At 37.6% G+C, this 25,845-nt stretch carries 19 protein-coding genes; 3 read left to right on the forward strand and 16 right to left on the reverse strand.

What is annotated here, in order from left to right:
• Positions 1 to 170 precede the first annotated feature (170 nt).
• From AC04Q1_RS13975 to AC04Q1_RS13985, 3 genes are all read right to left on the reverse strand, one after another.
• Complete coding sequence (locus AC04Q1_RS13975) at positions 171 to 383, reverse strand: hypothetical protein (protein ID WP_478365203.1); 213 nt, start codon at positions 381 to 383, stop codon at positions 171 to 173.
• Positions 384 to 440: 57 nt separating this feature from the next.
• On the reverse strand, positions 441 to 581 hold the full coding sequence (locus AC04Q1_RS13980) for a Sec-independent protein translocase subunit TatA/TatB (RefSeq protein ID WP_084153034.1): 141 nt from the start codon (positions 579 to 581) through the stop codon (positions 441 to 443).
• A gap of 232 nt (positions 582 to 813) precedes the next feature.
• Positions 814 to 1,668 carry an HD domain-containing protein gene (locus tag AC04Q1_RS13985; RefSeq protein WP_478365204.1) on the reverse strand — a complete coding sequence of 285 codons (855 nt, stop codon included), beginning with the start codon at positions 1,666 to 1,668 and terminating at the stop codon, positions 814 to 816.
• Positions 1,669 to 1,890: 222 nt separating this feature from the next.
• On the opposite strand from AC04Q1_RS13985, the gene AC04Q1_RS13990 reads away from it, so the two are divergent.
• Entirely contained in the window at positions 1,891 to 2,544 is a 654-nt protein-coding gene (locus AC04Q1_RS13990; RefSeq protein WP_478365205.1) for a TetR family transcriptional regulator C-terminal domain-containing protein, read from the forward strand.
• A 7-nt stretch (positions 2,545 to 2,551) separates the two neighbouring features.
• Positions 2,552 to 3,856, forward strand: a complete 1,305-nt coding sequence (locus AC04Q1_RS13995; RefSeq protein ID WP_478365206.1) for an ABC1 kinase family protein — start codon at positions 2,552 to 2,554, stop codon at positions 3,854 to 3,856.
• Positions 3,857 to 3,895: 39 nt separating this feature from the next.
• Here the strand turns inward: AC04Q1_RS13995 and AC04Q1_RS14000 are convergent, their stop codons facing one another.
• Together AC04Q1_RS14000 and AC04Q1_RS14005 are read right to left on the reverse strand one after the other, a co-directional pair.
• Complete coding sequence (locus AC04Q1_RS14000; RefSeq protein ID WP_478365207.1) at positions 3,896 to 4,297, reverse strand: hypothetical protein; 402 nt, start codon at positions 4,295 to 4,297, stop codon at positions 3,896 to 3,898.
• Positions 4,298 to 4,349: 52 nt separating this feature from the next.
• A complete protein-coding gene (locus AC04Q1_RS14005; protein ID WP_478365208.1) occupies positions 4,350 to 4,706 on the reverse strand; it encodes a response regulator in 357 nt (118 codons plus the stop codon).
• 271 nt (positions 4,707 to 4,977) lie between these two features.
• Between AC04Q1_RS14005 and AC04Q1_RS14010 the strand changes: the two genes are divergently transcribed.
• On the forward strand, positions 4,978 to 5,580 hold the full coding sequence (locus tag AC04Q1_RS14010) for a GIN domain-containing protein (RefSeq protein WP_478365209.1): 603 nt from the start codon (positions 4,978 to 4,980) through the stop codon (positions 5,578 to 5,580).
• A gap of 69 nt (positions 5,581 to 5,649) precedes the next feature.
• Here AC04Q1_RS14010 and AC04Q1_RS14015 read toward each other — a convergent pair whose 3' ends face one another.
• The 11 genes from AC04Q1_RS14015 to AC04Q1_RS14065 form a co-directional block, all read right to left on the reverse strand.
• A complete protein-coding gene (locus AC04Q1_RS14015) occupies positions 5,650 to 7,185 on the reverse strand; it encodes an aspartyl protease family protein (protein WP_478365210.1) in 1,536 nt (511 codons plus the stop codon).
• Position 7,186: 1 nt separating this feature from the next.
• Positions 7,187 to 8,812, reverse strand: a complete 1,626-nt coding sequence (locus AC04Q1_RS14020) for a S8 family serine peptidase (protein ID WP_478365211.1) — start codon at positions 8,810 to 8,812, stop codon at positions 7,187 to 7,189.
• A gap of 32 nt (positions 8,813 to 8,844) precedes the next feature.
• On the reverse strand, positions 8,845 to 10,263 hold the full coding sequence (locus AC04Q1_RS14025; RefSeq protein ID WP_478365212.1) for a TlpA family protein disulfide reductase: 1,419 nt from the start codon (positions 10,261 to 10,263) through the stop codon (positions 8,845 to 8,847).
• 6 nt (positions 10,264 to 10,269) lie between these two features.
• Entirely contained in the window at positions 10,270 to 11,127 is an 858-nt protein-coding gene (locus tag AC04Q1_RS14030; RefSeq protein WP_478365213.1) for a putative zinc-binding metallopeptidase, read from the reverse strand.
• Positions 11,128 to 11,146: 19 nt separating this feature from the next.
• Positions 11,147 to 12,643 carry a RagB/SusD family nutrient uptake outer membrane protein gene (locus AC04Q1_RS14035; protein ID WP_478365214.1) on the reverse strand — a complete coding sequence of 499 codons (1,497 nt, stop codon included), beginning with the start codon at positions 12,641 to 12,643 and terminating at the stop codon, positions 11,147 to 11,149.
• 7 nt (positions 12,644 to 12,650) lie between these two features.
• Positions 12,651 to 16,274, reverse strand: a complete 3,624-nt coding sequence (locus AC04Q1_RS14040; RefSeq protein WP_478365215.1) for a SusC/RagA family TonB-linked outer membrane protein — start codon at positions 16,272 to 16,274, stop codon at positions 12,651 to 12,653.
• Positions 16,275 to 16,329: 55 nt separating this feature from the next.
• The gene (locus tag AC04Q1_RS14045) at positions 16,330 to 17,487 is read right to left on the reverse strand and encodes a FecR family protein (RefSeq protein ID WP_478365216.1); all 1,158 of its coding nucleotides are present in this window, start codon (positions 17,485 to 17,487) and stop codon (positions 16,330 to 16,332) included.
• 120 nt (positions 17,488 to 17,607) lie between these two features.
• Entirely contained in the window at positions 17,608 to 18,165 is a 558-nt protein-coding gene (locus AC04Q1_RS14050; RefSeq protein ID WP_478365217.1) for an RNA polymerase sigma-70 factor, read from the reverse strand.
• Positions 18,166 to 18,578: 413 nt separating this feature from the next.
• Entirely contained in the window at positions 18,579 to 21,002 is a 2,424-nt protein-coding gene (locus tag AC04Q1_RS14055) for a GAF domain-containing protein (RefSeq protein ID WP_478365218.1), read from the reverse strand.
• 140 nt (positions 21,003 to 21,142) lie between these two features.
• Positions 21,143 to 24,748, reverse strand: a complete 3,606-nt coding sequence (locus tag AC04Q1_RS14060; RefSeq protein ID WP_478365219.1) for a BamA/TamA family outer membrane protein — start codon at positions 24,746 to 24,748, stop codon at positions 21,143 to 21,145.
• 182 nt (positions 24,749 to 24,930) lie between these two features.
• On the reverse strand, positions 24,931 to 25,842 hold the full coding sequence (locus AC04Q1_RS14065) for an SdiA-regulated domain-containing protein (protein WP_478365220.1): 912 nt from the start codon (positions 25,840 to 25,842) through the stop codon (positions 24,931 to 24,933).
• Positions 25,843 to 25,845 lie beyond the last annotated feature (3 nt).

Below are 25,845 nucleotides of genomic sequence, written 5' to 3' on the forward strand. Positions count from 1 at the left end.
ACAAGAAAAAACAATTAGTGGAATTTTAACAGTTTTTAATATAAAAACCAGCTTTTATGTAATAAAGCGATAGTGTGGTGTAAAAAAGTTGGTACAGGAATAAATTTGAACGAATAAAGGTACGGAAACAAAAAAGCCAATTTTGTTAAAATTGGCTAGATTATAAATATTCATTTGCTATTTTGGTCGGACTGATCGCCACTGCCATATTTTGCTGAGAAATCTTTTGCTTTCTCATCTGCTTCACTATCGTTGTGATCTTCCGGTTCCAGATTTTCATCTAAACGATCGTTCCAGTCATTTTGTCCTTTAACAGGATTTTTTTTATTTTCTTCAGTAAAACCGGATTTTGATTTGGCCTGGTTTTGATTTTGATTTTCCATGTTGAGCTATATTTTATTTACAACATTACCCTCAACAGAAAGTTTTGTTTACAACAATTATTTAACAGGTGGCTCATTTTTGGCATCCTTAAACTCTTTCACACTCTTCCCTATTCCCCTCATTAATTCTGGTAGTTTTTTACCGCCAAAAATTAATAGGATGACTACTCCGATTAAAATAATTTCTATTGCAGACATTTCTTTATATTTTATACAAGATACTTAATAATTCGTTTATTGGTTCATTAATCAATGGGTTTAACTGGAAATTAAAAACTGACAGCTGTGAACTGGGTTAATCGGTTAATTGTTTAAATCGGTTAACTGACGCCAAATGCCTATCCCTAAACGCAAGGCAAATCAACCAGATAATTAACTGACTAATAAACACGTACAAACAAGATACCAAGCGCTTCCCCTAACCAAAACCCTAAACCAACAAAGCATTTAAAGTCCTTTTTTTAATCTTTGGTACTGCACCGTGTCGCATAAATTCGGCAAAACCTTTTAATTGTTTGATCGATTTAATGGCTTCATATCCTTCATATGATGTCCGGATTTTATTCAGTAACATCGTATCGGTTTTAAACATATCGCTTTCAACCAAAATCCCCTTATTCAAAAACTTCTTAATCAGCTCGGCCATCTTGCCGTTGGCGTAAAGGTGAAGTGGCAGTTTAAACAATTCGTTATTCAATTTTTCAAATACCTCGTTAATCCACGATACTTCATTTTCTACATTCACCGCAATTTTTCCATCCTTTAACACAATCGCTGTTAAAAATTCTCGTGCGCGCTGGCGCGAAATGATACCACCATGAATGCCATCGCGTAAGGTATAATCTAAGCGGTCAGCGCAAAGTAATGGCAAAGGCTGTTCTAAAATATCAAACTTTCCATATAGGATCTGATTAATATTATAGCCATATTTTAACATTACATCGGGCACTTCAGATTTACATAAAACTTCTGCAAAAATCTTTTCATGGTAATCTTCATCCGTGTGATCAAAAACATAATCGCCCACATGGGAAAAGGCAGTATGTGAAATATCATGCAGCAAGCCTGCAATCTGCTCAAGTTCAGAACCTCCCAGCATCCTGATTAACATAGCAACCCCAATAGAATGTTCTAAGCGCGAATGACAAATGTCTGGATTAACCAAAAAGATAGCACCACTTTGATGTACTCCAGACAACCGTTTTAAGGCATCAGTTTTCAACAGATCAGAAAACACCTCAGGCAATTCCATTTTGCCATATAAAAAATCATTTAGCTGAACCATATCATCTGCTTTATTAGGGAATAATTAAAAGCAAAAATACTAAATATTTTAGCTTTATTATAAATAATTATCCACATTAAATGCGATAAAAAACTAAATAAATTAGCCAAAAACCAACTTTCAAATATTTTGAAAGCTATTATTACAATTTCATGATCGATAAAAAACTACTTGCAAAAACAAGGAAATAAATTAAACGTTATAATTGTAAAAAACAGCTATATGGCAACCGCTCAACAAATCAGAAAAGCATATTTAGATTATGTTTTAACAAACAACGAAAAACCAAAATCGGTTTACGTTTTTGTAAAGAAACTTAAAATTACAGAAGCTGATTTTTATCAGTTTTTTTCTTCTTTCGAAAGCATTGAAAAAACCATTTGGTTTGAACTCACTTTCGAAACCATTAACAAAATAAAAGAACAGGAAGTTTGGCTTCAGTATACAGCCAGAGAAAAAATGCTTTCCTTTTTTTACAGTTACCTTGAAAATCTGAAAAACGAACGCAGTTTTGTAATTTACAGTCTAAAGAACCACCGCGGTAAATTTTCGACTCCTGATGTTCTGGCTGGTGTAAAACCTATTTTTGAAAACTTTGCACAGGAAATTATTGAAGAAGGTTTGGACAGCGGAGAGCTTGCCGAACGCCGATTTTTAAGTAAAAGATATAAAGATGCCTTATGGATCCAGTTTGCATTTATCGTTAATTTCTGGATCAACGATGATAGCGAGGGTTTCGAGAAAAGTGATGAAGCAATAGAAAAAGGCATTAATGTTACTTTCGATCTTTTTCAGCACTCACCGATTGATAATTTATTGGAATACGGCAAGTTTTTGTCTAGAAATGGAAAGTTTGCAGATAAGATGAGGTTTTAAACACCAGATGAAGACACAAAAGAGTATTCCAACAACCAAGGTAGAACGTTCTGCAAAATTTGTTAAAACAGGAATTCAGATTGGGGGTAATTACATTAAACATTATTCCAAGAAACTGTTTAATCCGGACATGGACCGTGAGCAACTGAACGAAGATAATGCAACCGACATTTACAAGTCATTAAGCGAATTAAAGGGCAGTGCCCTAAAAATTGCGCAGATGCTGAGCATGGATAAAAATATCCTGCCAAAATCTTATGTAGATAAATTTACCCAGTCACAATATAACGCTCCGCCCCTTTCCGGTCCCTTAATTGTACGCACATTTACCAAGAACTTTGGTAAAACACCCGAAAATATCTTTGATAGTTTTAACTTAAAATCGAGCAATGCAGCTTCTATTGGGCAGGTACACCAGGCTACGCTTAATGGCAAAAAACTCGCTGTTAAAATTCAATATCCAGGCGTTGGCGACAGTATTTCTTCTGATTTAAAACTGGTAAAACCCTTCGCATTCCGCTTATTGGGCATGTCGGAAAAGGAATTGAATATTTACATTAAAGAGGTTGAAGAACGTTTGCTGGAAGAAACAGATTATGAACTGGAAGTTAAACGCTCCATCGAATTTTCTGAAGCCTGTAAAAACCTCGGACATGTTATTTTCCCTAAATATTATCCCGAATTATCCGGAAAAAGGATTATTACCATGGATTGGATTGATGGACTACACTTGAAAGAATTTTTACAAACCAATCCTTCGCAGGAGTTAAGGAATACAATCGGTCAGGCTTTGTGGGATTTTTACAATTTCCAACAGCACGAACTCAGGGCCGTACATGCCGATCCACATCCTGGAAATTTTATGATTACCCCTGACGAAAACCTAGGTGTAATTGATTTTGGCTGCATTAAAGAGATGCCTGATGACTTTTATTATCCGTTTTTCGCTTTAATTTCTACGGATGTCATCAACGATAAAAATAAAACGATTGACGCTTTTAGAAAACTGGATATGATCCATGCAGACGATACACCCGATCAGATCGAATTTTACCATAAATCTTACAGGGAAATGATCAGTTTGTTCGCCAGACCTTACACCAGTAAATCGTTCGACTTTAGTAAACCTGATTTTTTTGAGCAGTTGTATATCTATGGCGAAAAAATCTCTAAAATGCCAGAATTTAAACAGGCGCGAGGGGTAAAACACTTTATATATGTTAACAGAACTAATTTCGGATTGTATACCATTTTACATGAGCTAAAAGCAACGGTTAAAACCGATACCTTTAAGCCAACATTGAACAAGTAAAAATAAGTGTTAGTGAATTGATGGGGTTTAAAGTCTATTTTACTTTGATTGTGTTATTTTCACACCATCAAAATAATCCCCGTTTTGTAGACCTATGATTAATAACCGATCAGAATTAGTTGTATTCTGATTCATGGTAATCATAATTTTATTCCCATCTTTCCGCTCCACACGAAAATCAGGCTTGGTAACAACAAAACCCTGATCCGTTCTGTTGATATCTTTTAAATCAACGTTTACATTGTTATAGGTAATGCCGCTCAACCACCAACCTGTTGATTCGGTTGTTACCACAACTGAATTAACGTTAGCATTAAAATTTACCGCTTTTTGAGATAATTTTATATTATCGCTCCATTTTCCAATTTCTGGGTTCTTTTTACAGGAAGTGATCAGAAAAAATACAACTATACAGGATAAGTAAAAAACATTTTTCTTCATAAAATTTAGTTTTTTATTAGTATCTGGAAAAATACGATTTGGTTGACTAAATCTAAGCATTTTTCTTTACCACTTCTACCATATGATCAATATCAAATGGTTTTTCGATATAATCATCGGCTTTGCAGTCTTCCGCTTGTTGGGGCAGATTATTTGATGTTGAAGTTAATACAGCAGATACATCTTCTGTTTCTGGATCGGATTTAAGTGCTTTAATTATCTCCGATCCCTTCACTTTTCCCTTAATGTGATCATCCACAATCACCACATCTGGATCAATTTCATCTATCTTGTCTATCGGTTCGGTGGTTAACGATGGGGTAACATCAAAGCCCTCTTCTTCCAATACCTGGTCCATGATATCAAGGATATCTTTATTATCCTGAACAAGTACAACCTTTTTCTTCATAAATAAACAGACTAAAATCTTTTTAAAGATAATGAAAAAGAATAATCCAATAATGAATCTTAAAATATTTTACAATTGATAAGTAAATGTTGCAAGTTTTCGTCTTGAATTAAAGCCTGTTCGTCGAGTATTACATCTCGCTTGTATAAAAACGCAACATCGCTTGCAACGTTTTTCATTTCATGGCGTCTTATCTACAAAACATAAACAAAAAAATACTTAAACAATTATATAACAATTAATTAACATTTAATTTTTAAATAAAAATATTATGAAAACCTCAATCAAATCCCTAATCGCAACTACATTAACAGCTATCGTTTTATCATCCGCAGTATTTACTACAAGTGTATCTGCAACAGAAAAAGATCCCGAAAGCATTTCAAAATTGACAGCTTTTAAAAGAGTTTCTGTTAAAGGAAACGTAGAATTAACTATTATCCAGAGAAGTACTGCCGGCATTTCATATAACGACGACAATACCGGAACTGCAAAAGTGATGCAGGATGGTGATAATTTAAGAATTACCTCTACCAGTATTGATAAAGTAAAATTGACAGTTTATGTAAACGACTTCTATAGAATTGAAGCTTCAGAAAATGCAGTAGTTAAAACTGAAGGAAAATTAACTACAAAATATCTTCAGATCTTTTTAAAAGGAAATGCGCATGCCGAAATCAATACCAGCTCTGAAGGTTTGTATACTGTAATTGCAGACAACGCAGATCTGAAATTAAGTGGCTCTACCGACAACCATACCCTGGTAATGGGTAACTCACAAAAATTAACCATCGACAGATTTGCAGCTTTAAAAACCAATATCAGCGCGGTAGAAACTGTTGCGGTAGAAAAAGAGATTGCAGCAATCAAATAATACACAAACACACAAATGAAATAAGGCTTTCTGATCGGATCAGAAAGCCTTTTGTTTTTTAAAATGGTTTTAGATTTCGAACTTTTTCAGTTCTATCTTTTTCTTTTGCTGGTTTCGGGTTACTTCTATTTCGATTTTATTTTTGGCCAAATGCCGCAATTGCTGCGTAATCTGATCAACTGAGGCAGGATTGATCTGGTCAATACTCATTAGCTCGTCGCCGGTTCTTAATCCTGCTTTATAGGCCAAACCTTTCTCATCTACATGTGTAACCATAAATTTTGACCCATCCTGCACAAAACCCAATCCTAAAGCATATAACGGGACCATTGGTGCAGAAAAGGTTTTATTTGGCGAAATGGAAATATAGCCCAGGTTATAATTAAACCTAAAATTAAACCTACCCAAAAGCGACATCCCCAATAAACCATGCCTGTCGAAACCAAAAGATGGCTGTTCTTTTGGAAGATCTAAGGAAATAACGGGATGGTTTAGGGTAGCACCTGCTATAGTGATGGCATCAATGGTACCCATCTCCGATCTGTTTACATTACCACTTAAATCCATAGCTGCAGATGCCATTTTATTTTTCATCTTATCGGTTAAACCACTGGTATAGGCATTTAGAAAATAATTACCTGAAATAGCACCCCCTGCGCCCGTATCGAAAAGCATACGGGTTTTATAGTTAAGTCCATCTACTTTTAAAGTGGCTTCAATTTTGGGAATATTGTTGGTTAATCTGATGGATAGCCTAGTTTTATCGTCACCTTCGAAATAGCCAAAATTATAAATACTCATTTCGCTATCGTCTAAATTAATGTTTACCTGATAATCTTTCAATAAATCAAAACCTATAATACCATCCATCGGGCGACCGATTACTTTTTGCAGACCTTTTAAATCTGCTACCACAACTTGTTTACCTTTTACATTTAATCCGCCTATACTTAAATTTAATGTATCAATGGTTTTAAACTGACCGCCATTTCCAGCTGTTTTAATATCAATTACTTTCTCGTTTACTTTTAAAACCAATTTAGCCGCTACATCTTCACTTAAAGAAGTCGCCCCTGCTCCACTATCAAACATAAAGCTATAAACTTTGTTGCTTCCTTTGATCTGCACTTCTATAAACATTAAGGATGAGGACCATTTAATAGCAGTTTTAGAAAGCAGTTTGGCTGGCTGTAGTTCCTGTCCAACAGGGTCTGACATGCCCATCAGCTGTTCAAAATGACCAATCCTATCGAACATCAGATAGTTGTTCATTCTTACCCAGGAAGTCATTTTTGGCCCTTGATGTGGAATGGCTATCTGCCTGGCATAAATCCTATTGTTCTTTTTAATGATATTTTCATAGTAAACAGTATCCAGTATTACCGGATTGATTAACTGTGGCAATACGTTGGTTAAATCACGGTCGCGGTATTCGGCAATATGGAAGGTTTCATCCAATACCGAAGTAATATCTTTTATATTATGTTTTTTCAGGTTCTGTCCGAAGAGTTGCAGTGCATATTTTATCTGAACATCTCCAGGTTCCTGCTGTGCAAAAGCAGCTTTAGCGAATAAGCATAAACCTACCAATAATATTTTTTTCATGTTATTTAGTTGATTGTGTGTGTTGATCGGCCAGTTTTAAAGCCTGGTATGCATTTACAATTCCACCCGAAACCGAAATGTTCTGTAATTTTTGCTTTCCCTGCCATTCTTCTGGTACAATGGTTACGGTTTGCATTAAAATGCTTTTTACTTCAGCTGCAGATAATTTAGGATAATAGGAACGAAGTAATGTAGCCACACCACAAACCACCGGCGATGCCATGCTCGTGCCGTGCATACCCGAATACGTATTGTTTATTCCCGTTGAATACACATCAAAACCTGGCGCAAAAAGATCTACTGACTTTTTACCATAGTTAGAAAAGCCCATAATTTCGCCAAAAGGACTTGTTGCCCCAACGGTAATTACATTGCTTGCTTTTTTGCCATTTGCATAAAATTGCGAAGGATAAAAAACGTATTGATCGGTGTCTTCGGTAAAATTACCACCACCGCGAACGATGAGCACATCTTTCTTTTCAGCATATTTAATCGCATCGTCTACCAACTGCTTTTTTGGAGAAATTCGTTTACCAAAACTCATGTTAATTACGGTGGCGCCATTATCAACGGCATAGCGGATTGCTCTTGCTACATCCTCATCATATTCATCACCCTGTGGTACCACCACACGGATGGGCATGATTTCTACATTGTCGGCAATACCATCCATACCGATATTGTTGCCCCTAACCGCAGCAATGGCACCTGCCACGTGGGTACCGTGATCAGAATTTTTAAAACTCAATTGGTTATTGCCCCAGTTTTCTGTGGGTTTTAACCCGGCCATTACTATTGCACGGCCATCCATTGAAGAAGATACGAATTGTGATTGAAGATTATTCTCTGCACTGTTTATCATAAATGGCGCAATTTTATAAAGCACATTTATCGGAAGATCCGGACTGTACTTACTGGCCTGCGCACGCATCTTTAACAATTCGTACATTAAAATCAATTCCTTATCTTTTTCAAACTCAGGTTTGGTGTTGTATAGGGTTTGAATGGTAACAACCTTATTTGGAAACGTTTTGTTAAAATACCGATCAATAGAATCAATTTTGACCGCTAAATTCTGCACACCATCCAACGAACGTTTTGATTGTGCCAAGGCTGATTTACGTTTTACCAGGTTAAAGTATTTCTGATCAGCAAGCTTCAGTTTTGTGGTATCGGTATGTTCGTAAAGTTTACTTAACCGCAAATATTCACGGTCATCTTCGCTGGTGGCAAATTCGATATTGGTTTTACCATCTGCACTGCCCAAAAAGTTCCAGCCGTGTACATCATCGATATAACCATTATGATCATCATCTATACCATTGCCGGGAATTTCATCTTTATTCGTCCAGATAATGGATTTCAAATCTTCATGACTGATATCTACACCTGCATCAATTACCGCGACCACAACTTTTTTAGCAGTTTTTCCTTTTAAAATTTCGGCATAAGCCCTGTTTACTTCAGTTCCGAATACACTATCTTTTCCGAACGACAACAGATGCCAGTTTTGAGGATGATGAATAAATAAATCCTTTTTCTTAGCGGCGGAAAAGCCTGCTTTCTGCTGTGCATTTAAGCAAAGCGGTAGCAATAAGACCAGAAGTAGTCTGCTAATTTTTTTCATTTCGTATCGATTTTTATTTCTTTCTCTAATAGCTATTTGGCCTGGAGCGCGGCTTGAATTAAGGTTTCGTAAGCGGGTTCTGATGCCTGTGGGGCATGATCTTCTATGATTTTACCATCTTTACCAATCAATATATACCTTGGTATACCTGTAATATTATATGCTCTTTCGAAAGCTGATGCACTTTTATCTCCAGCATGTAGATCGACACCGTTCATATTTTTTGATTTCAAGAAATCAAGCCATTTTGTTTTTGATGCCGAATTATCGGTAGATATCGACATAAACACCACATTCGGGTTATTTTTATATTGATCGCGGATTTTCAGAAAATATGGCAAAGAATGCATACAAGGTATACACCAGGTGGCCCACACATCTATCGCTACAACTTTACCTTTAAAATCGCTCAGATTTACCATTTTACCGGTGGCGTCAGGGATTGAAAAATCTGGTGCCAGTGCATTTTTAGAAACTTTACTGTATTTTTCTCGCAGGTCGGTCAGGTTTTGTTTTACTGTTTCATCAGTAGTTTTTCCAATAGCCGCAACTATTATTTTATCCAATTGAACGTCCCATCCACTTATTGAAAGATGGTAAATGATATTTTGACTCAATTGTTCATTAATCAACCGTTCGTTACTTACTTGCTTAATTAAAAGTTCCATTTTGCCAACGGAGCCATTATCAATTAAATCATCTTCTTTTATATCCACTCCCTGGCTTACCTTTAAAAAAGTATAATAATTGGTCATCAGCGATCTCAGTCCAATGGCTTTTAACGAATTTACAGCAGGGTTATTCAATGAGATTTTGCCGATGATATTAAAGAAACTTTTGTCCACTTTAATGGGCTGATGACTACGCAAATATTGTAGTTTCACTTCCATATAACGCATATCGTTATAAAAATTCGCAGTTGAAACTAAACCTGGCTCCTTCGTTTTTTTGATCAATTTCATCTCATTTATATACTGCTGATCGATATCTTGGATAGATAGTGCCCCTTTTTTTTCCTTAATTAAATCAGCCCAGGTTACATGGATCTCATTAATCAAAAGGCTGTTAATGTCGGATTTCCCGTTTATTTTAATATTGCTTTCCAGCACCATTTCGGGAGTTGCGGCTTTTTGATCTGCTGGTCCGCCGATCACAAACGCGCCCGATTGGCGAGCCGGTAAAACAACATCCAGATTCTGATTTGGTAAAACATAAACCGGAAAGTTATCGATCCAGTAAACCAACGCTTCATTTGTTGGAAAATCCAAGGTGAATTTCCCGTTTTGATCAAACTTTAGTGACTTAAAAAGTACCCTACCCTTTGCAGAAAAAGCCTCTACGAAAAAACCTGAAGATTTTTCATTTGCACCTGCCCTTCTTCCTGTAATGGTAGCAGAAAACACTGAAAAGGAGAGCAATATTAAAAATAGACTTAATAATTTCGTTTTCATAAGCAGTTAAATTACACCAGCGTTTCCGATCGCCTGTAAATCAATGTTATATTTTGTTTTATAATAATTGATGATGATATCGTACTTCTTTTTGATCAGTCCACCAGTATCGGTTGTCGGTTTCAGTACGCTTGCATCAAGCTCTGCTTTAGTTTTTGAGGTAATTAAAGCGATATAAGAAAGAAAATCTTTGTTTAAACGGTCGCCGGTTTGCAGGGCTACAACTAAGGATACATAACCCAAAGCATTGTAATTAGTGGTTGTTGTTGCCGTGGTATAGTTAGTTACAGTGGTGAATTCGCCAGGAATATCTAGTTTGCCTCTGGTAAAAATAAAGTTAAAAAACTCCGCATGTAAATTGTTTACATACGTTTTCATTTGTGCGGCAGTCATCAAATCAAAATCAACAGAAAAGTTGCTCAAAGTGATTTGATTAAAGTTTGACAATACCGTATATTTTGTAGTTGGCGATGCCTTAAACCTTAAATTCTGACCTAGCAGCACTTTGAAAGGAAGGTTTGCCTTTAAAAAAGCATCAGGATAATAATTTAACCAATTTTTTTGAATAAATGTCAATACTTTACCAACGTAAGCTTCATCAGCAATATCAACTAAATAAGATTCGTTAAAACCACCATTTGAATACACAGGATTTGCCGCAAAATCTACCATGCTAAATTTGTACAGAAAAAAAGAGCCATATCTTTTATTTAATTCTACCAGGGTGGGATCATAATCGTGATTTCCTTGCGGTAACTTATATTGAACTTCTATAAAAGAAGGCGCTAAAACTTCTTCTTTCTTACATGCGAACAGCATCATACTAATTGCGGCTGTAAACAATAGATATTTTAAGTTTTTCATTTTTATTTTTGAGTTAGCATTATGGATTTTGAACCAGATTAGGGTTGCGTTTTAAAGCTTCGGTAGGAATATCTAAGGTATACCGGCTATCGTTTTGATTAATTGTTACAGTTTGTGGCGAACCTAAAACTACCTGGATGGTGTGCGTCATTTCGGGCATCCCCCAACGGCGTAAATCAAACCAACGGTGATCTTCCAGGCAAAGCTCTCTCCTACGCTCTGCTTTGTAATAGGTAAATAATTCCTGTGGATCGGTAATGGAAATTGGCACATAATTAGCAGTTTTAATCCGGTTTGAACGCAAAAAATTAATATCTGCCAAGGCTTTTGTTACCCCGGAAACATCACCTGCAATCGCCTTTTGAATATAAGCCTCCGCACGGTTAAGATAGGCCTCGGCGGTTCTAAAAGCTTTTCCATTACTTGCAGTTGCATTGGTAGTTAGGTACTTGGCCGAGCCAGATCTGTAACTCACAATAGCGCTAGCACCAAAATAAGCTGTGGTCCGAAAACTATAGGTTAATCTAAGATCGCTGGCCTCATAGGTACCGATAAAGCTGTCGGATATGGAGAAAGCTGCTTTTGCGGCCACTCCTGCAGCTAAACCAAATGGCATAACAGTGAGTTCGGCAGCACTTCCATAACCCCAAATTACTTCAGGAGAAGTTACAGGATAACTGATTGCAAAGGTGGCCGGAACAGTTGCAGATACAATAGCATTATACTGTTGTAGGGGAGGTTTCTTTTGTATCACCGCATCAGCGTACTTTATACTTGCATCCCAATTGCCCAGGTACAGATATACTCTCGAAAGCAAAAATTTCGCCGCTGTGCCATTAAATTTAAATGCATGGTTATTTGCGCCATATGCATCCAATAATGGAATTGCCATTAATAAATCCTTTTCGATCTGATCATACACTTCTTTAACGGTTGATCTGGCAATAGGGGCATCAGAAACATCGGCCGTTAAAAGAACCGGAACTCCTAAATCCGTGTCGGGATGCGATGTAGCTCCGGTGTAAGGTTTCCCAAACAGGTTAACCAGCATTAAATAATAATATGATCTTAAGGCTAATGCCTGACCGCGAAGATTTTCCTTTTCTGACTGAGGGCCCTCAACCTGATCTACATAATCCAGAATTACGTTGCAACCCTTAATCCTTGCGTAATAGTTGTAATAAGTATTATTACCTGTAGGTGCAACTTCCAATAATTTATCGATCATGTTACGCTGCCAGGTAAATACAGGTGCATATTTATTTAAGCCGGCAACAATGGTTGCATTGGCATTAAAATCAGATTGGATATCGTCTGTTAATAAATCCAGGTAATCGTTCAGTTTAACTTCTGTTGCCAAAGGATAAGCTTCACCTGCCATTAACTGATTTAGGGCCGTTGTAGTAGTAGGCCTTACCAAATCCTGGCTACTTTCTTCTAAGAAGCCTTTTTTGCAGGAAACAACACTTATTGTTAAGCAAATTAGCGTAAGTATTTTAAAATATTTTTTCATCATCTGCTGATTATAAACCAATGTTTAGCGTTAGAGAATAGGTGCGTGGAATGGGTAAATTATTGCCATTAACCTCGGGATCCTGACCGTTTAAGCGTTTATCGGCAATATAAAACAGGTTGGTAACCGAAGCCATTATCTGGCATGATCTTAACCCCAGTTGTTTAACTTGTTTGTTGGGTACTAAATAGCCAAGTGATAAGTTCCTCAGCCTTAAAAAACTGGCATCAACAACCCTGGCATTGGAATAATCGTACATTGTTCTTGTTAAAACAACAGCTGCAGTACTTGGAATGGCTAAACTTGTACTCGAAACAGGTCCTGCACTTGGTAATGATGGAATGATTGTATTTGCTTCATCACCAGGATTGCGCCATCTGTTAACTAACTCAGCCGAAAGATTTTGAAAAGGATATGGTGCCGAACTAGCAGATGTTGCCGTAGGATACAATGCCGCTAACCTTTTTACGTTACCCGTACTTAAATAAAAAAATGTATTTAAACTGAAAGATTTATACCTAAAGTTATTGGTGATTCCACCTGTAAATTTTGGATCAAGCTGACCTGAATAGACCATGGCTTTGGTCACATCACTGGCCGCCTCAGGGTTGGTTGCTACATTTAAACCGTTAAATGTTGGATTTCCATTGGTTGGATCAAGTCCTGCAAAATCGAAAGAGAATATGCCTGATGAAGGATAACCAGCTTTATATAGTCCGCCAGAGGCAGCAGTTTCCCAGTTATTTAAAGAGATTGCACCTGATTGAACCACATTTGATGTGGTTTTAGAAGTATTGAAGCCTAAATTCCATTCGAAAATGCTTGTTCTGACCGGAATAAAGTTTAATGATAATTCGAAACCTTTATTATCTACATTACCTGCGTTGATTGGCATAGTCAGTAGGCCATACTCTAAAGGGATTGTTTTTTGTACAATCACATCATAACCTTTTTTTAAGTAATAATCTAAACTTCCTGAAATGCGGTTATTTAAAAAAGCAAAATCCAAACCTAAATTAGTTGTTTTGTTACGTTCCCAACGGAGATCTTTATAGGCGAGGCTTTTAATGTTTAATACCGGATCACCAGATATTGGGCTTATGGAGGAAGATCCTAATGGAATCTGCGCAATTAGGTCAGGGCTGAAGTTTTCGGCTACGTTTCCCTGAAAACCATAACTCACCCGTGCCGAAAGTTGGTTTAGCCAGGACAAGCCATCGAAAAGATGCTCTTCAGCAATATTCCATTTTCCGCCTACAGACCAAACTGGCAAAAACCGATGGTTAGCATACTGGCCAAAGCGGTTAGAAGCATCCGTGCGTACGTTCGCATTAATTACATATTTCTGATTGAAATTATATGTTGCTGTACCGAAATAGGAAACAAAGTTAGATACCCTGTTGGTTATCACTGGAATGGTACTGGCAACCAGGTTATTAATCAAGGTTCCGGTGGCACCCGTATAAGTAACAGGAATCTGAACAAAAGACTGTCCCCTATCCGGCAGATAACCATAATTGGTTTGGGTTAACCCATCATATTTAGAACTTCTGATTTCCTGACCCACCAAAATATTCAATCCATCCTTACCCGACCTAAACCGTTTAGCATAGCTTAAATTATTTCTAAAGGTAACAGACTGGCTGTTAACCGAAAAAGCATTATAAATACCGCCCACAGGTAGTGGCGAACCCAGGTACGCAATTGAGCCTGGCAAGGCAGTACCATATTCATAGCCGCGAACAGTTGTAATGTAATTGGAAGTTTCTGTAGCATAAGTATTCGCAGTAGTTTGGTTACTGCCATAGCCCACTAAAGACTGAAATGTAAAATCTTTTAAGAATTTGTATTCCAGATTAGCAGCCATGTTTATTGAAGTGAGTTTATTGGTATTACCTGTTTGCGATAACTCATTTAAAATGTTATAAGAATAAGAACCAGACCGGGTATTTGGAGCAGCATACGAGTACCACGACCCATCTTCATTATATGCAGGAATAGTTCTGCTTACATTAAATGCATAATTGAAAGGATCTACCTGATAAAAACCGTTCGTTGTGCTTCTTGATCCGTTTAACTTAAAACCAATACGTAAATTATCGGTTAAACTGCTATTGATATTGGCTGTAGCCGTATAACGGTCCTGTTCGTTACCTCTGGTGTTCCCCCTATCATTCATATATCCGATGGAAGCATAATAGGTTGTTTTATCTGAACCTCCTGAAACACTTAAACTGTGGTTCTGACTGATTGGATTCTGAAAAAGCACATCGAACCAATCGGTATTATTGGTTTCCAATTTATTTACACCTGCAACAAATTGCTCCTGGGTAATTTTTTTATCAAAAAGATTAACGGATAAACCTTCGTAAGAAATCGGATCGGGAGTTACGCCAAACAATAAACCTTTGGCATATATCTCTTTTGATACATCGATCCGTTCTTTCGAATTCATCAAATTAAACTGACTATAACCTGGCTTTTGCGCAATTGTAAAATTGGTATTGTAATTAATTGATGCTTTCCCAACTTTACCTTTTTTAGTGGTAATTACAATTACTCCGTTAGCAGCCTTAACCCCATAAATAGCAGTAGAGGCGGCATCTTTTAAAACCGTGATGTCCTGAATATCATCTACATTTAAAAAGGCCACCGTACTGCCTACCAAATTTTTAATGGCATCGGTTGATGTTTGGCCTGAAACTGAATTTAACTGCTGGTAATCGAAAGGAATCGGGTCTTCCTGAATAATGCCATCTACCACCCAAACCGGTTCCTGGTTACCCAGTAAGGTTGATGTACCACGTACCCTTACCCTTGGTTTCGAACCTACCAGACCAGAGGTATTGGTAACCGCAACACCCGGCAATTGTCCTTGTAACAATTTATCAATCTGATTGGTTCCGGCAACCTTGATATCTTCCATTTTTACGGATGCAATTGAACCAACAAAATCCCTTTTGGCAATGTTCTGATAACCTGTAACCACCACATCATTAAGCCCTTGCGCCAACTCCTGTAGTTTGATATTCATCACGAATAGTTCGGTTGTTGCATTTACCTTCACCTTTTTTACTTCAGCTTTATAACCAACATACTGAAAACGGATGGAGCTATTGTCATCAACTAAAAGCACATAATTTCCATTATCATCTGTTGAAGTGGCGTTCTGCTGTCCGATTTCCTGTATCGAAACGCCTGGCAAAACCAGATTTTTGTCGTCGGTAATTTTACCGGTTAACCTGATCTTTTTTTGTGAGATGGTAGGCTTACCAGAAGAGCTAAAAGTTTTCGTTTTGAAAATCACGACATCTTTATCGATCACGAAAGTGATATCGGTTCCATTTAACAGCGTATTTAATACCGATTCTAAAGTTTTATTTTTTAAAGAAACCGTAACTCTTGGATTTTTATCCAATTGATCGGCATTATAGAAAAATTGCATTTTGGCCTGTCTGCTTACTTGTTTAACAGCATCAGATAATTTTGCATTTTTAACGCTGATGCTCAACAGGCCTTTATTTTGAGCTTGCAGGGATGAATTAAAAATTACTATTGCACAGATTGCGACGCTTATCGTTTTTGCTAAAAAGTTCAATCCAGGCGAAAAATAATTTTGTAAATATTTTTTCATTTAGTTTTAAATAGTTTGGTTGATTTTTGATTTTGGTGTGGTTAGATGTTTCGATTTATCGTTGACCTACATATATCCTCCTGTTTTTAATGCTGAACTTTACCCCACCGGTTTGTTCTATAATGTTTAGTATTACTTGTATATCTTTATACCTTTCAATCTCACCTGAGAAATGAACCTTTTTTATTTGATCAGATTGAAATGTTATATCGTAATCGTACCACAAACTCAGCTGATCCATTACTTCATCAAGCGTAGCTTCTTCGAATACAATTTTGCCATTTGCCCAGGCTACAAAAGCGGTTATATCAACATCTGCTTTGCTTAAGGAGTTCGTTTGCGTATTAAAAAAAGCCTGTTGGTTTGGCGCTAAAATAGCCGTTTGGTTGTTTGTGCTTTTGGCTTCCACCTTGCCCTCAACCAAAGTGGTACGGGTAGTTTTGGTATAGGTGTTTACATTAAACGTTGTACCCAACACTTTTACATCCATTCCATTTGCGTGTACGATAAACGGTTTATTCGGGTTCTTAGCTACCTGAAAAAAAGCCTCTCCCTTTTCTAAATATACATTCCGCGAATTTGCCGCATTGATATTTACCGGGAAACGAAGTACCGAAGCCGAATTAATCATTACAACAGTTCCATCTGCCAGGGCCAATTTATATTCGGCTCCTCTCGGGATAATTAATTTGTTAAAAACTTGCGTTCCACCTGTTGCAACCTCTTCTTTATAACTCAATAATTTTTTATTGTTATTGGTGATGCTTGTTCCTGCAACATCTGACAATTTTTGGCTGGCTTGCTCCGATAGTTCAACCGAACGGCCATCAGATAAAACCAAAGTAGCCCGGTTATGATCGGTTGGGGCCAGTTTTGCTAAACCCAATGCTACAGGTTCGTTATTTTTCATGTAATAGAAAATCCCTCCGGCCAATATCAAAACGGGCAGTAAAATCGCAGCAACATACCTTAATATGTTTGGTAACAGTTTTACTTTTTTCACCGGTAAATTTAACCGCACTTTGTTCCATGCTGTATTTTCATCTATCTTGTTAACCAATGCAGCAGCCTGTTCCATCATCTCATCATTTTGCAATGCGTCAATCAGTTCCTTTTCCTCCAGTGTAAGTTGATCCAGTAACTGTTGATCGGGCAACTCCCTGCTGTTTAACTGTTGGATTACTTTAATCCAGATATTTTCTGATGCGTCCATTTTTTCCGATAGGTTAATATATAGTACAATTTATGTTAATTTAGGGTGACAGCAGTATTAAAAAATTATTAAATAATTCTCAAACAACTGATTATCAATTAAATAAAATCTATATTTTGATTAGAATTTGCCTTTACCCAGTAAGATGGCAATGAAAATTAGCGAAAGCGGATCTTCGGCGGCCTTGGCTTTTAGAAAAGCATAAGCTCTTTTCATTTGTGTTTTAACGGTATTAACAGAAATTTGATTTGCTTTTGCAATATCGGCATAACTTAAACCTTCTACCACATATTGAAGAAAGACTTTTTTACGTTCATCAGGCAAAAGATTAACCAATCCCATCACTTTTTCGTCGGCAGTTTCCTTTAATAGCAGAGCCTCTTCTTCTTCCAGGTAATCGGTTTGAACAGAAGGTATTTGCTCGGTTAACGCTACTGAAAGCGGCTGTTTTTTAAGAAAACTTAAAGAAAGGTTTTTAACGGCACGGGTAGCATACGATTGAAAAGAAGTTTCAATATTTACCTCATTACGCCTATTCCAAAAGTAGATAAAAAAATCCTGGGTAATATCTTCAGCAGCAGCTTCATCTTTAACCATTTGATAGGCCACAAGCACTAAAAACTTATAATGTTTCTTAAACAAGTTTTCGAACGAGGCTATATCAGAGTATTCTGCCAATCTAATTAAGAATAAGGATGATTAATAAGGAATATCGCTTGTAAAATTAATTTAAAACTTGGCAAAAAGAAATATCGCAAGGTATTTAGAATTATTATTCGCGAAATAATAAAATTTAACCGCGAAGGTTTTGATGGAAAATGTAAGATGGATGATGGAATGGCAAATCCATTTGATACATACCTCAATAAAATTCCGGCTTACGCTCGTTTTAAAGAGCATATTAATAGCTTGACGCTTCACCGCCAGTTTAATTGCTTAGCAAAGCTTATCGGATAATTGCCACGGAGAAACGGAGAGCACAATATAGCTCTGCATAATTTATACTTCTCTCTGCTCCCTTGGTTAAAAACAAAAATCCCCTGGTTTTATGCCAGAGGATTTATTCAGTGTTTTTATTGCAGAAAAGATTGCTAGTGTTGCAGCACTTTAGCGATTTCTTTTTCGATTGATTTTAACTCTTTAGGCTTAAGCTTTTTGGCTGCATCAGCTTTCGTGCTCGTTTTATTTTCCAGGTATTTTACCCCAACCCTTAAAGCTTTCAAACCAGATACCCCTTGCAGTTCATCCAGTTCCAGTTCCTCTAAATCGTTGTTTAAATAACCCTGAACCTGCATATATTTAATGTACTCCATATATTCTTTGGCTTCTTCAGGATTGAAATAAACCATAGCGATTTTATGGGGCTGCGTTAAACGTTCGGTTGTTCCTTTAATCAATACCTTATCGATACGTTTCTTAACCACTTCGTAACGGATGTTATAAGCACCCTCTACATCAAAACGACGTTCATCGTTCCTAAAGCTGATATCGATGGCATTTGAGTGGATAAAAATCAATTGCGTAGTCTCCAGCGGACGGGGCATTTCGCCGATCAATCCTTTAGATAATCGTGCAATATCAACCATCGATGTTAACTGCCAAAGGCGGATATTTTTTAAGTATAACAGATCAAAAGGCCTATCCGGAGCAATTTCCTGACCGATATAAATATCATACTCTACACCATCCGTTCTGAATTTGGCAAAATAACAAGGATATGAAGCCTGTAGGTTTGCCTGCGATTTTTCAAGATATTGACTTACCTCAGTATTGATCAATTGCATGGAAATTTCCAGCTGTCTGCGGTTTGCAAAAGCAGCACCCGTTTCAGGAACAATCACCTCGAAATAACGGTCTACAAATTCGGCGGTTTGAGGGTAATTGCCTTTAATTATCGACAAGAAAGGATACACTTCTATTTCTAAAAACTCATTCAGCTTGTTTTCTTCATTTGATGAAGCAAAATCGCCAATTCGCTTAATCCAGTCTTTACAATTGAACAAAAGTTTATCGGTAAGTTCTAAAGAAACGTGTTTGCGGATGGATTTTAAAGTATCAATCAAACTGTTCAATTGTACTTCCATATCATCCTTTAAAGCCTTATTACGCTCTATGGTAGAGTTACGGATATCAATCGCCCCAAACAACGGATACATGTGTTTAAAGGTAATCGTTTCGATTTCCTTTAGTTTTTGATTGCCACTGTTCTGAAGGAAGTGCCACACCGCTTCGTTAAATTTCCACTGTACGGATGGTTGCAAAGCGGTAAACTTATCCATTAATACTTCATCCATTTTCGCATCAAATTCTTCAATGCTGTATTGGAAAAGCTGGCCGATCAATGGCATTGCCGGACGTAACCTCGACAATAACTTATCATCAACCAATACTTCCTCATTAGAATAAACCTCTAAAACACCAGCCAACTGATTGTTGTAATAGATGGGCAATACCGAATAAGAACAAACACCAGCTGCTTTTAAAACCCTTAAAAAAGGATCCTTATCAATCTGATCATCATTGATGGCGCTTACAAAGATGGCCCTTGGGTTTTCTTTATATTTATCAACCAACGAATAGAAAACTTCTTCTTCGAGGTTTGATGATTTTGCCGAATTGATGAGCATACTCTGCGAAAACTCCTGGTTATCGAAAACCAACTTGTTGTTAACGGTTAAAAATGGCATTAAACCAAATTCGAGTTTTCCGTTTCCGCTAAGCGTTTTCAAAGCATGAATCACGTGTGTGTATGCTTCTGTCTGGTAATTGTGGTTAACCAGAGCATCACGGATGCCGTCAATGGCATGTTGCAGCGTCACATCAGTGATCGAGATGATGCTGAAACCTTCAAATAGAAAATCTTGTAATGGTAAGTGTTTTACCAGGTACTCCAATTCGGTTTCAGCCTGAAAATGCTTGCCCAGCTCTTCAAAATTAAGCTCTGGTAAATCGCCTTTATGTACAATATCCACAAATTTGGTATCCGTTTGAATGTTGTAGTATTGCGTAAGGGTTGTTTCCTTGTTTACATGGGCATAAATAATCTCATTCTTAAGTACCGAAGTAAAATTATAAAAACGGGCTAAAATGGTATTATAGATAAACTTCAGCTGTTTTTTCTCAACAGGCTCGTTATCCTTGGTTACTTTATTTTTAGGATCATGATCCTTAAAAAATTTATAGAATGCATTGGTGCTAAAGAAAATCTGATCTGGAATCGGGGTACTTAAAGCCCAAAACAAATCGTCTTCATTATCCATCAAAGGCGTTAGAATGGTAAAAATCAATTCTAAGGTATCTTTGTATTTAGATAATTCTTCGGCACTGATGTTGCCAAGCAGCACATCGTCTTTTTCAATTTTTTGAAGTAAAAACCTGTAAAATTCAGATTTTACTGATTTCTCTGTTTTCAATCTGCCTTTTAAATACTCCACAAGGGGGCGAAAAGACAGTGAAGATTCTACCTGGCAATGTATACATTCGTTTTTGTGTATCTGTATTACATTGGTATTCATTGTATAAGTTTGCTATAGTGTAAAATTTATAGTTATCTGTTTAATTACTAATTCATTGCAAAGATACATACTCCTAAAAGCAATATTCGTCTGCTGAACGTAATACTTGGATATTACATCTATTAATATGTTACACAAATTTAGTACCTAAAATTCAACGATACGTATGGATACCATCCATCAGAAGAGTGTCCCATCACAAATCGCACAACCGTGAGTGATGCCGGAGCAAAGTAAACGCCCCCTCCTACACCGTGGTGCCATATTGTTGATGCTTCGTCACGTTTCCATACCCTGCCAACATCATAAAAACCCAACAGGCCAATTTGTCCGGGTAAAACATAGCTCACCAGGTCGCCAAGTTTAGCACGAAGTTCTAAATTATTATAAAACATATGCTCACCGGCAAACCTAAACTGGCGATAGCCCAAAAGATTTCCCTGTCCGCCTAAATATAAAGCCTGATAAAATGCAGGTTTACCAACGGTTAGCCCGCCGCCGAAGCGGTCTGCCAAAATGAAGTTTTTTCTGCCATCAAGGTTTTTGTACAAAGCGATACTGGCCGTAAACTGTCCGTATGAGTTGGAATATTTATTCACCCCTTTGTAACCCAAAAGCTTAAAATCGACATAACTACCCAGGGTTGGCAGTAAATCGTTATCGCGGGTATTGTTGGTAAAATTCACGAATGCACCTGAGAACATCTTTTCATTACGAACAGTTAATGAATCGGATGAGTGTAATAATGGTGGATTTTCGATAAATCTTCCATCATTGTCTTCCTTGTTGTATTTATAATACTGCCATGATGGACCAACACTAAAGGTAGATTTTGGACGGCGCCACCTCACCGCAGCATCAACCTGATACAAGTTGTAACGCGCCCGGTAATACCGAATATCATCACCATGTTCGTCAAAATGTGTTTCGTTTCCTAATCCGAAAAAGTTCTGCGTATTGTTAGGTGCATAAGCGTCTGCTTTCACAATAAAATCTGCTTTACCCAAAGCCTTCAACCATTCGCCCTTATAATTAAACCTAAAGGCTTTTGTAGAGAAAGAGTGTAGAAAAGAAATGGTCTGCGAATTGCCATATGGCTGTTTCCTGAAGCCTGGATTGGTCTGTTTATAGATCAGGCCCAATAATATGCCATCATCCTGATTATAACCTGCATTTAACAACCATGAATTTCTGCGGTACATATCTTTTGGAATATAGCTGAAATTCGACGTATCATTAGAGATAATTTTCCTGATTTTACTGGCATCCTCGCCATTGTAGGTTGCCTTATCGGTTCTGCCATACAGTTTTACCGGACCATTGCTGTTGGCAAAATCGTAAACTTTCGTGCCTTTGCCACCGATAATGCGCAGTTTGATATTCGAATTTTTATTGTTCAGGATTAAACTATCGTTACCGTTGTGCATGTATACACGGATCTCTTTGGTTACCTTCGGATCAAATTTGCGATCGAAAAGTTCATCTTTAATATTCCCTTCCTTAGAGATTTTATTGATTTTAACGCGCAGACCATTTTCATCGGCATCGCTTATCTGGATCAGTTCATTTTTGTTGGTCACCTCGATATCCACAATACGGTTAAAGAAATGATAATACTGGTTCATTAATTTTGGCAAAGTGGCTATCCGGTTACGCATCTGTGCCAAAAAGGCATCATGATGTAAGGAATAACTTGGTTCAGGAAGTTTTTTTAATGCTTTCTCAAAAACCGCATCGTTATAATTCGCACAGAAATCCTTTACGATTTTATCAAATTCTTCTTCATCTATATCGGCTGTCCATCGGCTGCTGATTTCTCTTCCTTCCCATAAAAACCAATTGATATTCTGTATGCCACGTTCGTAGCCCTGCATCATTGGCAGTAAGGAAGAAGACTGGGTATAACGTTGTAAAAAGCCGTCTGACCTAAAAAACACCTGGTCACGGTCTCTTGGCACCGGCGAGTAAGTTGAACCGTCTTTGGTTTTGGTTTCTTTCCAACGCCACTGGTCCTCGTGCCTGTCCCAATCGCCAAGCAGTACATCAAATGCTCTTGCTCTCACCCAGGCTGGTCCATCTAGCTTATTGTCGTTATCATCGGTTAATTTTTTATCCATTTTAGGAGAACTGTCTGATTCTCCTGTTGGTTCTCTTTCTTCGAATAAACAGAGTGTATTGGCGAATGCCGATTCAAACTCTCCGAGGTTATCATCTGGCGAAACCCAGCCAATAATCGGGTTGCTGTGCGGAATACCCCCAGCCTTAGCCAGTTCGGGCACTACAAGGGCCGAAAACGGATGTTGTGCCGACATATTGTCTTTGATTACATCTTTTGCAAAGGTTTCGCGTAATGCGGCAGGCAAAAGTACTTCCGGGTATTTTTCTACACTCCGCAACACATATTCTTTACCAGCTTTATCTTCTAAACGCAGGGAGCGCGACTGATTGCCCCCACCGCGCTGTGTCGCCTTTAAACCACCCATCATTTGAGAAACCCTCAACACCGGAACTTTTGTTCTTCCCGCATATTCTTTACGGTAGTTATCACCAAAAACAAAACGGTGAAAACGGCCAACACTATCATATTCGGGCTTAACCCTTACAAAAATGCTATCGGCTGTAATTGGCTTATCCCTGTTTCTGACCTTTTGCGGAATGGTTTCGAACTTTTTGATGTAACTGTATACTTTCTTAACACTGGTATCCGAATAAATATAATATTCGTAGCGCATATCGTTGTTTTTCAACTGATCGGCCACTACGTAACCCTGTTGCATTTCGTGGAACAGTGAGGTTTTGCCTTCTTTATTCGGCGATACCTTCGAACCTGAACCACTGATGATCTGCAGCTGCTTTCCTTTAATTAACTGCAGGCCATGTTCATGACCAGCCACATAGGTTACGTTTGGATAATCGCCAAATACACCCGTTATTGATTTGATCATATCCTTATAGGCCGGATGGTTTAAATCTTCAGGACTTAATAAAGTAGAACGCAACATGGGATAAACAGAACCTAAAACAGGTAAAGGAATGTACAGGTTTTTGTTTAAGGAAGTTAGTGGAAAAAGATGGTTTCGAAGGTTAAAATAACCACCATGTGGTCCGTAACTTTGAAATGGATGATGCGAAGCCAATAGAATCACTTTATCCTTATTTTCTTCCAACAACTGCTCCATTTTAACCAAAACCTCATCTTTGGTTCTGCAATCGCATTCGCCATTGGGATTTGATTTGTTATAGGGAAAAACCCACCATTCGCTATCGTAAGCAATGATGGTTAATTTATCCGTGAGCTTAATGGCCACAGGATCCGGACATCCATTCTGTGGGATCAATTTTAACAATGGATCGTTTTGGGCAGCAAGGTAATCACCTTGTGCTTTAATCTTAGCTAAACCTTTAGGCCCCGATTTATCCCAATCGTGGTTACCCGGAACAAAATAAACCGCAGCACCCATTTTGCGCATGGGTTCGAACTGTGAGCGGAGGATTTTCTTGGTTTCTTCTTCTTCTACACTTCCGGGAAGGCCCATCCCGGTTGGATAAATATTATCACCAAGATATACAACGGTTGTTTTTTTGGGAAGGATTTGCTTTGCCGCATTTTTAAGATCCTGCATCTGTGCGGGATTCATCTCCCCTGCATCGCCAAAAAGAATTACACGGTATTTTACATCATCCTGCGCAGAGGCAATGAAATTGATTAAAAATAAAATAGTAAAAAGGGTAAATCTTTTGATCATAGACTCTGCGTTTGTATAAAGATAGTTATTTTAAAATTATTTTGTTTTTAGGTGCTATTCCATAATTACGTCACCCTGATCCGATAGCTATCGGATTCAGTTCAGGGTCTTTAGTGTGGAAAGATGCTGATCCCGAAACTTCGGGACAGCATGACGCACGATTGAGGTGACAGTACCATTTTTTATTTTTTCAATTTAAACAATAAAATATTTCCTGCGGCCAAAGTTCCGCCTTCATTGGAAATGTAAAGGTTATTGTCGCGATCAAAAGCGATACCTTCCGGCTGATTAAACAAAGCAGGATCTAAAGGATAGGTAGCTTTAACTTTGAAATCTGTATCGGTAACAACAAGTACTTTATTTACCGACGAAAGCACATACCATTCATTGGTTTGTAGGTTTTTAGCCAAAGCCGATGGACGGAACCTTGATTTTGAACTTCCAGATGCTTTTTCGATTTCTTTGTGCGACAGGCTAAATTCTCCCGCAGCGGTTAATGAAGCATCGGCACCAAACTTAAAGCCATAAATGCTTGAAGCTTTTGCTTTGGAATCTGGTTTGCTATCCTTCGTTAATACATAAATCATATTGTTTTTTTCATCTGCAGCCAATCCCTCATATTCAGCTTTTGGTACCAGATCTTTGGTTTTAACTACATTCGTTACTTCTGGTTTATTAATTTCCGAAATCGGAAAAGTATGCAGCTCGCCATTGCTTTTTAAAACAATGATGTAGTTATTAATGATGGCCAGGTCTTCATAATCGCCTTTACCACCAAATTTGGTGTATTTTGATTCTTTATCGCTTAAACCCAGGTGAAACAGATCTCCGTCTTCATCCTGAATGGCAAATACTTCTTTTGGGTCGCCGTTATGAAATACAATTCCGGAAATTTCGAAAAGGTTATGCGGCATATTGTATTTTACCGGTTTCGATAAATCGTAAGGGAAATCTGATTTTGCGGCAGTACTGGCAGAAACGGTTGCTGTTGAATCGCTTTTTTTATCATCACGGTTGCCGTTAACGCAGGATATACCTAAAAAGGCAACTGAAATGAGCAAACTGGAAGCGAGAAAAGTTGTATTGTATTTCATAAG

This window comes from Pedobacter humicola (assembly GCF_056490705.1).

Coding starts and splice junctions, on each gene's coding strand:
- AC04Q1_RS14005 (WP_478365208.1), bottom strand. CDS start 4,706: ATGAAGAAAAAGGTTGTACTTGTTCAGGATAATAAAGATATCCTTGAT.
- AC04Q1_RS13985 (WP_478365204.1), bottom strand. CDS start 1,668: ATGGTTCAGCTAAATGATTTTTTATATGGCAAAATGGAATTGCCTGAG.
- AC04Q1_RS14000 (WP_478365207.1), bottom strand. CDS start 4,297: ATGAAGAAAAATGTTTTTTACTTATCCTGTATAGTTGTATTTTTTCTG.
- AC04Q1_RS13995 (WP_478365206.1), top strand. CDS start 2,552: ATGAAGACACAAAAGAGTATTCCAACAACCAAGGTAGAACGTTCTGCA.
- AC04Q1_RS13990 (WP_478365205.1), top strand. CDS start 1,891: ATGGCAACCGCTCAACAAATCAGAAAAGCATATTTAGATTATGTTTTA.
- AC04Q1_RS13975 (WP_478365203.1), bottom strand. CDS start 383: ATGGAAAATCAAAATCAAAACCAGGCCAAATCAAAATCCGGTTTTACT.
- AC04Q1_RS13980 (WP_084153034.1), bottom strand. CDS start 581: ATGTCTGCAATAGAAATTATTTTAATCGGAGTAGTCATCCTATTAATT.
- AC04Q1_RS14010 (WP_478365209.1), top strand. CDS start 4,978: ATGAAAACCTCAATCAAATCCCTAATCGCAACTACATTAACAGCTATC.
- AC04Q1_RS14065 (WP_478365220.1), bottom strand. CDS start 25,842: ATGAAATACAATACAACTTTTCTCGCTTCCAGTTTGCTCATTTCAGTT.
- AC04Q1_RS14040 (WP_478365215.1), bottom strand. CDS start 16,274: ATGAAAAAATATTTACAAAATTATTTTTCGCCTGGATTGAACTTTTTA.
- AC04Q1_RS14055 (WP_478365218.1), bottom strand. CDS start 21,002: ATGAATACCAATGTAATACAGATACACAAAAACGAATGTATACATTGC.
- AC04Q1_RS14030 (WP_478365213.1), bottom strand. CDS start 11,127: ATGAAAAACTTAAAATATCTATTGTTTACAGCCGCAATTAGTATGATG.
- AC04Q1_RS14060 (WP_478365219.1), bottom strand. CDS start 24,748: ATGATCAAAAGATTTACCCTTTTTACTATTTTATTTTTAATCAATTTC.
- AC04Q1_RS14015 (WP_478365210.1), bottom strand. CDS start 7,185: ATGAAAAAAATATTATTGGTAGGTTTATGCTTATTCGCTAAAGCTGCT.
- AC04Q1_RS14035 (WP_478365214.1), bottom strand. CDS start 12,643: ATGATGAAAAAATATTTTAAAATACTTACGCTAATTTGCTTAACAATA.
- AC04Q1_RS14045 (WP_478365216.1), bottom strand. CDS start 17,487: ATGGACGCATCAGAAAATATCTGGATTAAAGTAATCCAACAGTTAAAC.
- AC04Q1_RS14020 (WP_478365211.1), bottom strand. CDS start 8,812: ATGAAAAAAATTAGCAGACTACTTCTGGTCTTATTGCTACCGCTTTGC.
- AC04Q1_RS14025 (WP_478365212.1), bottom strand. CDS start 10,263: ATGAAAACGAAATTATTAAGTCTATTTTTAATATTGCTCTCCTTTTCA.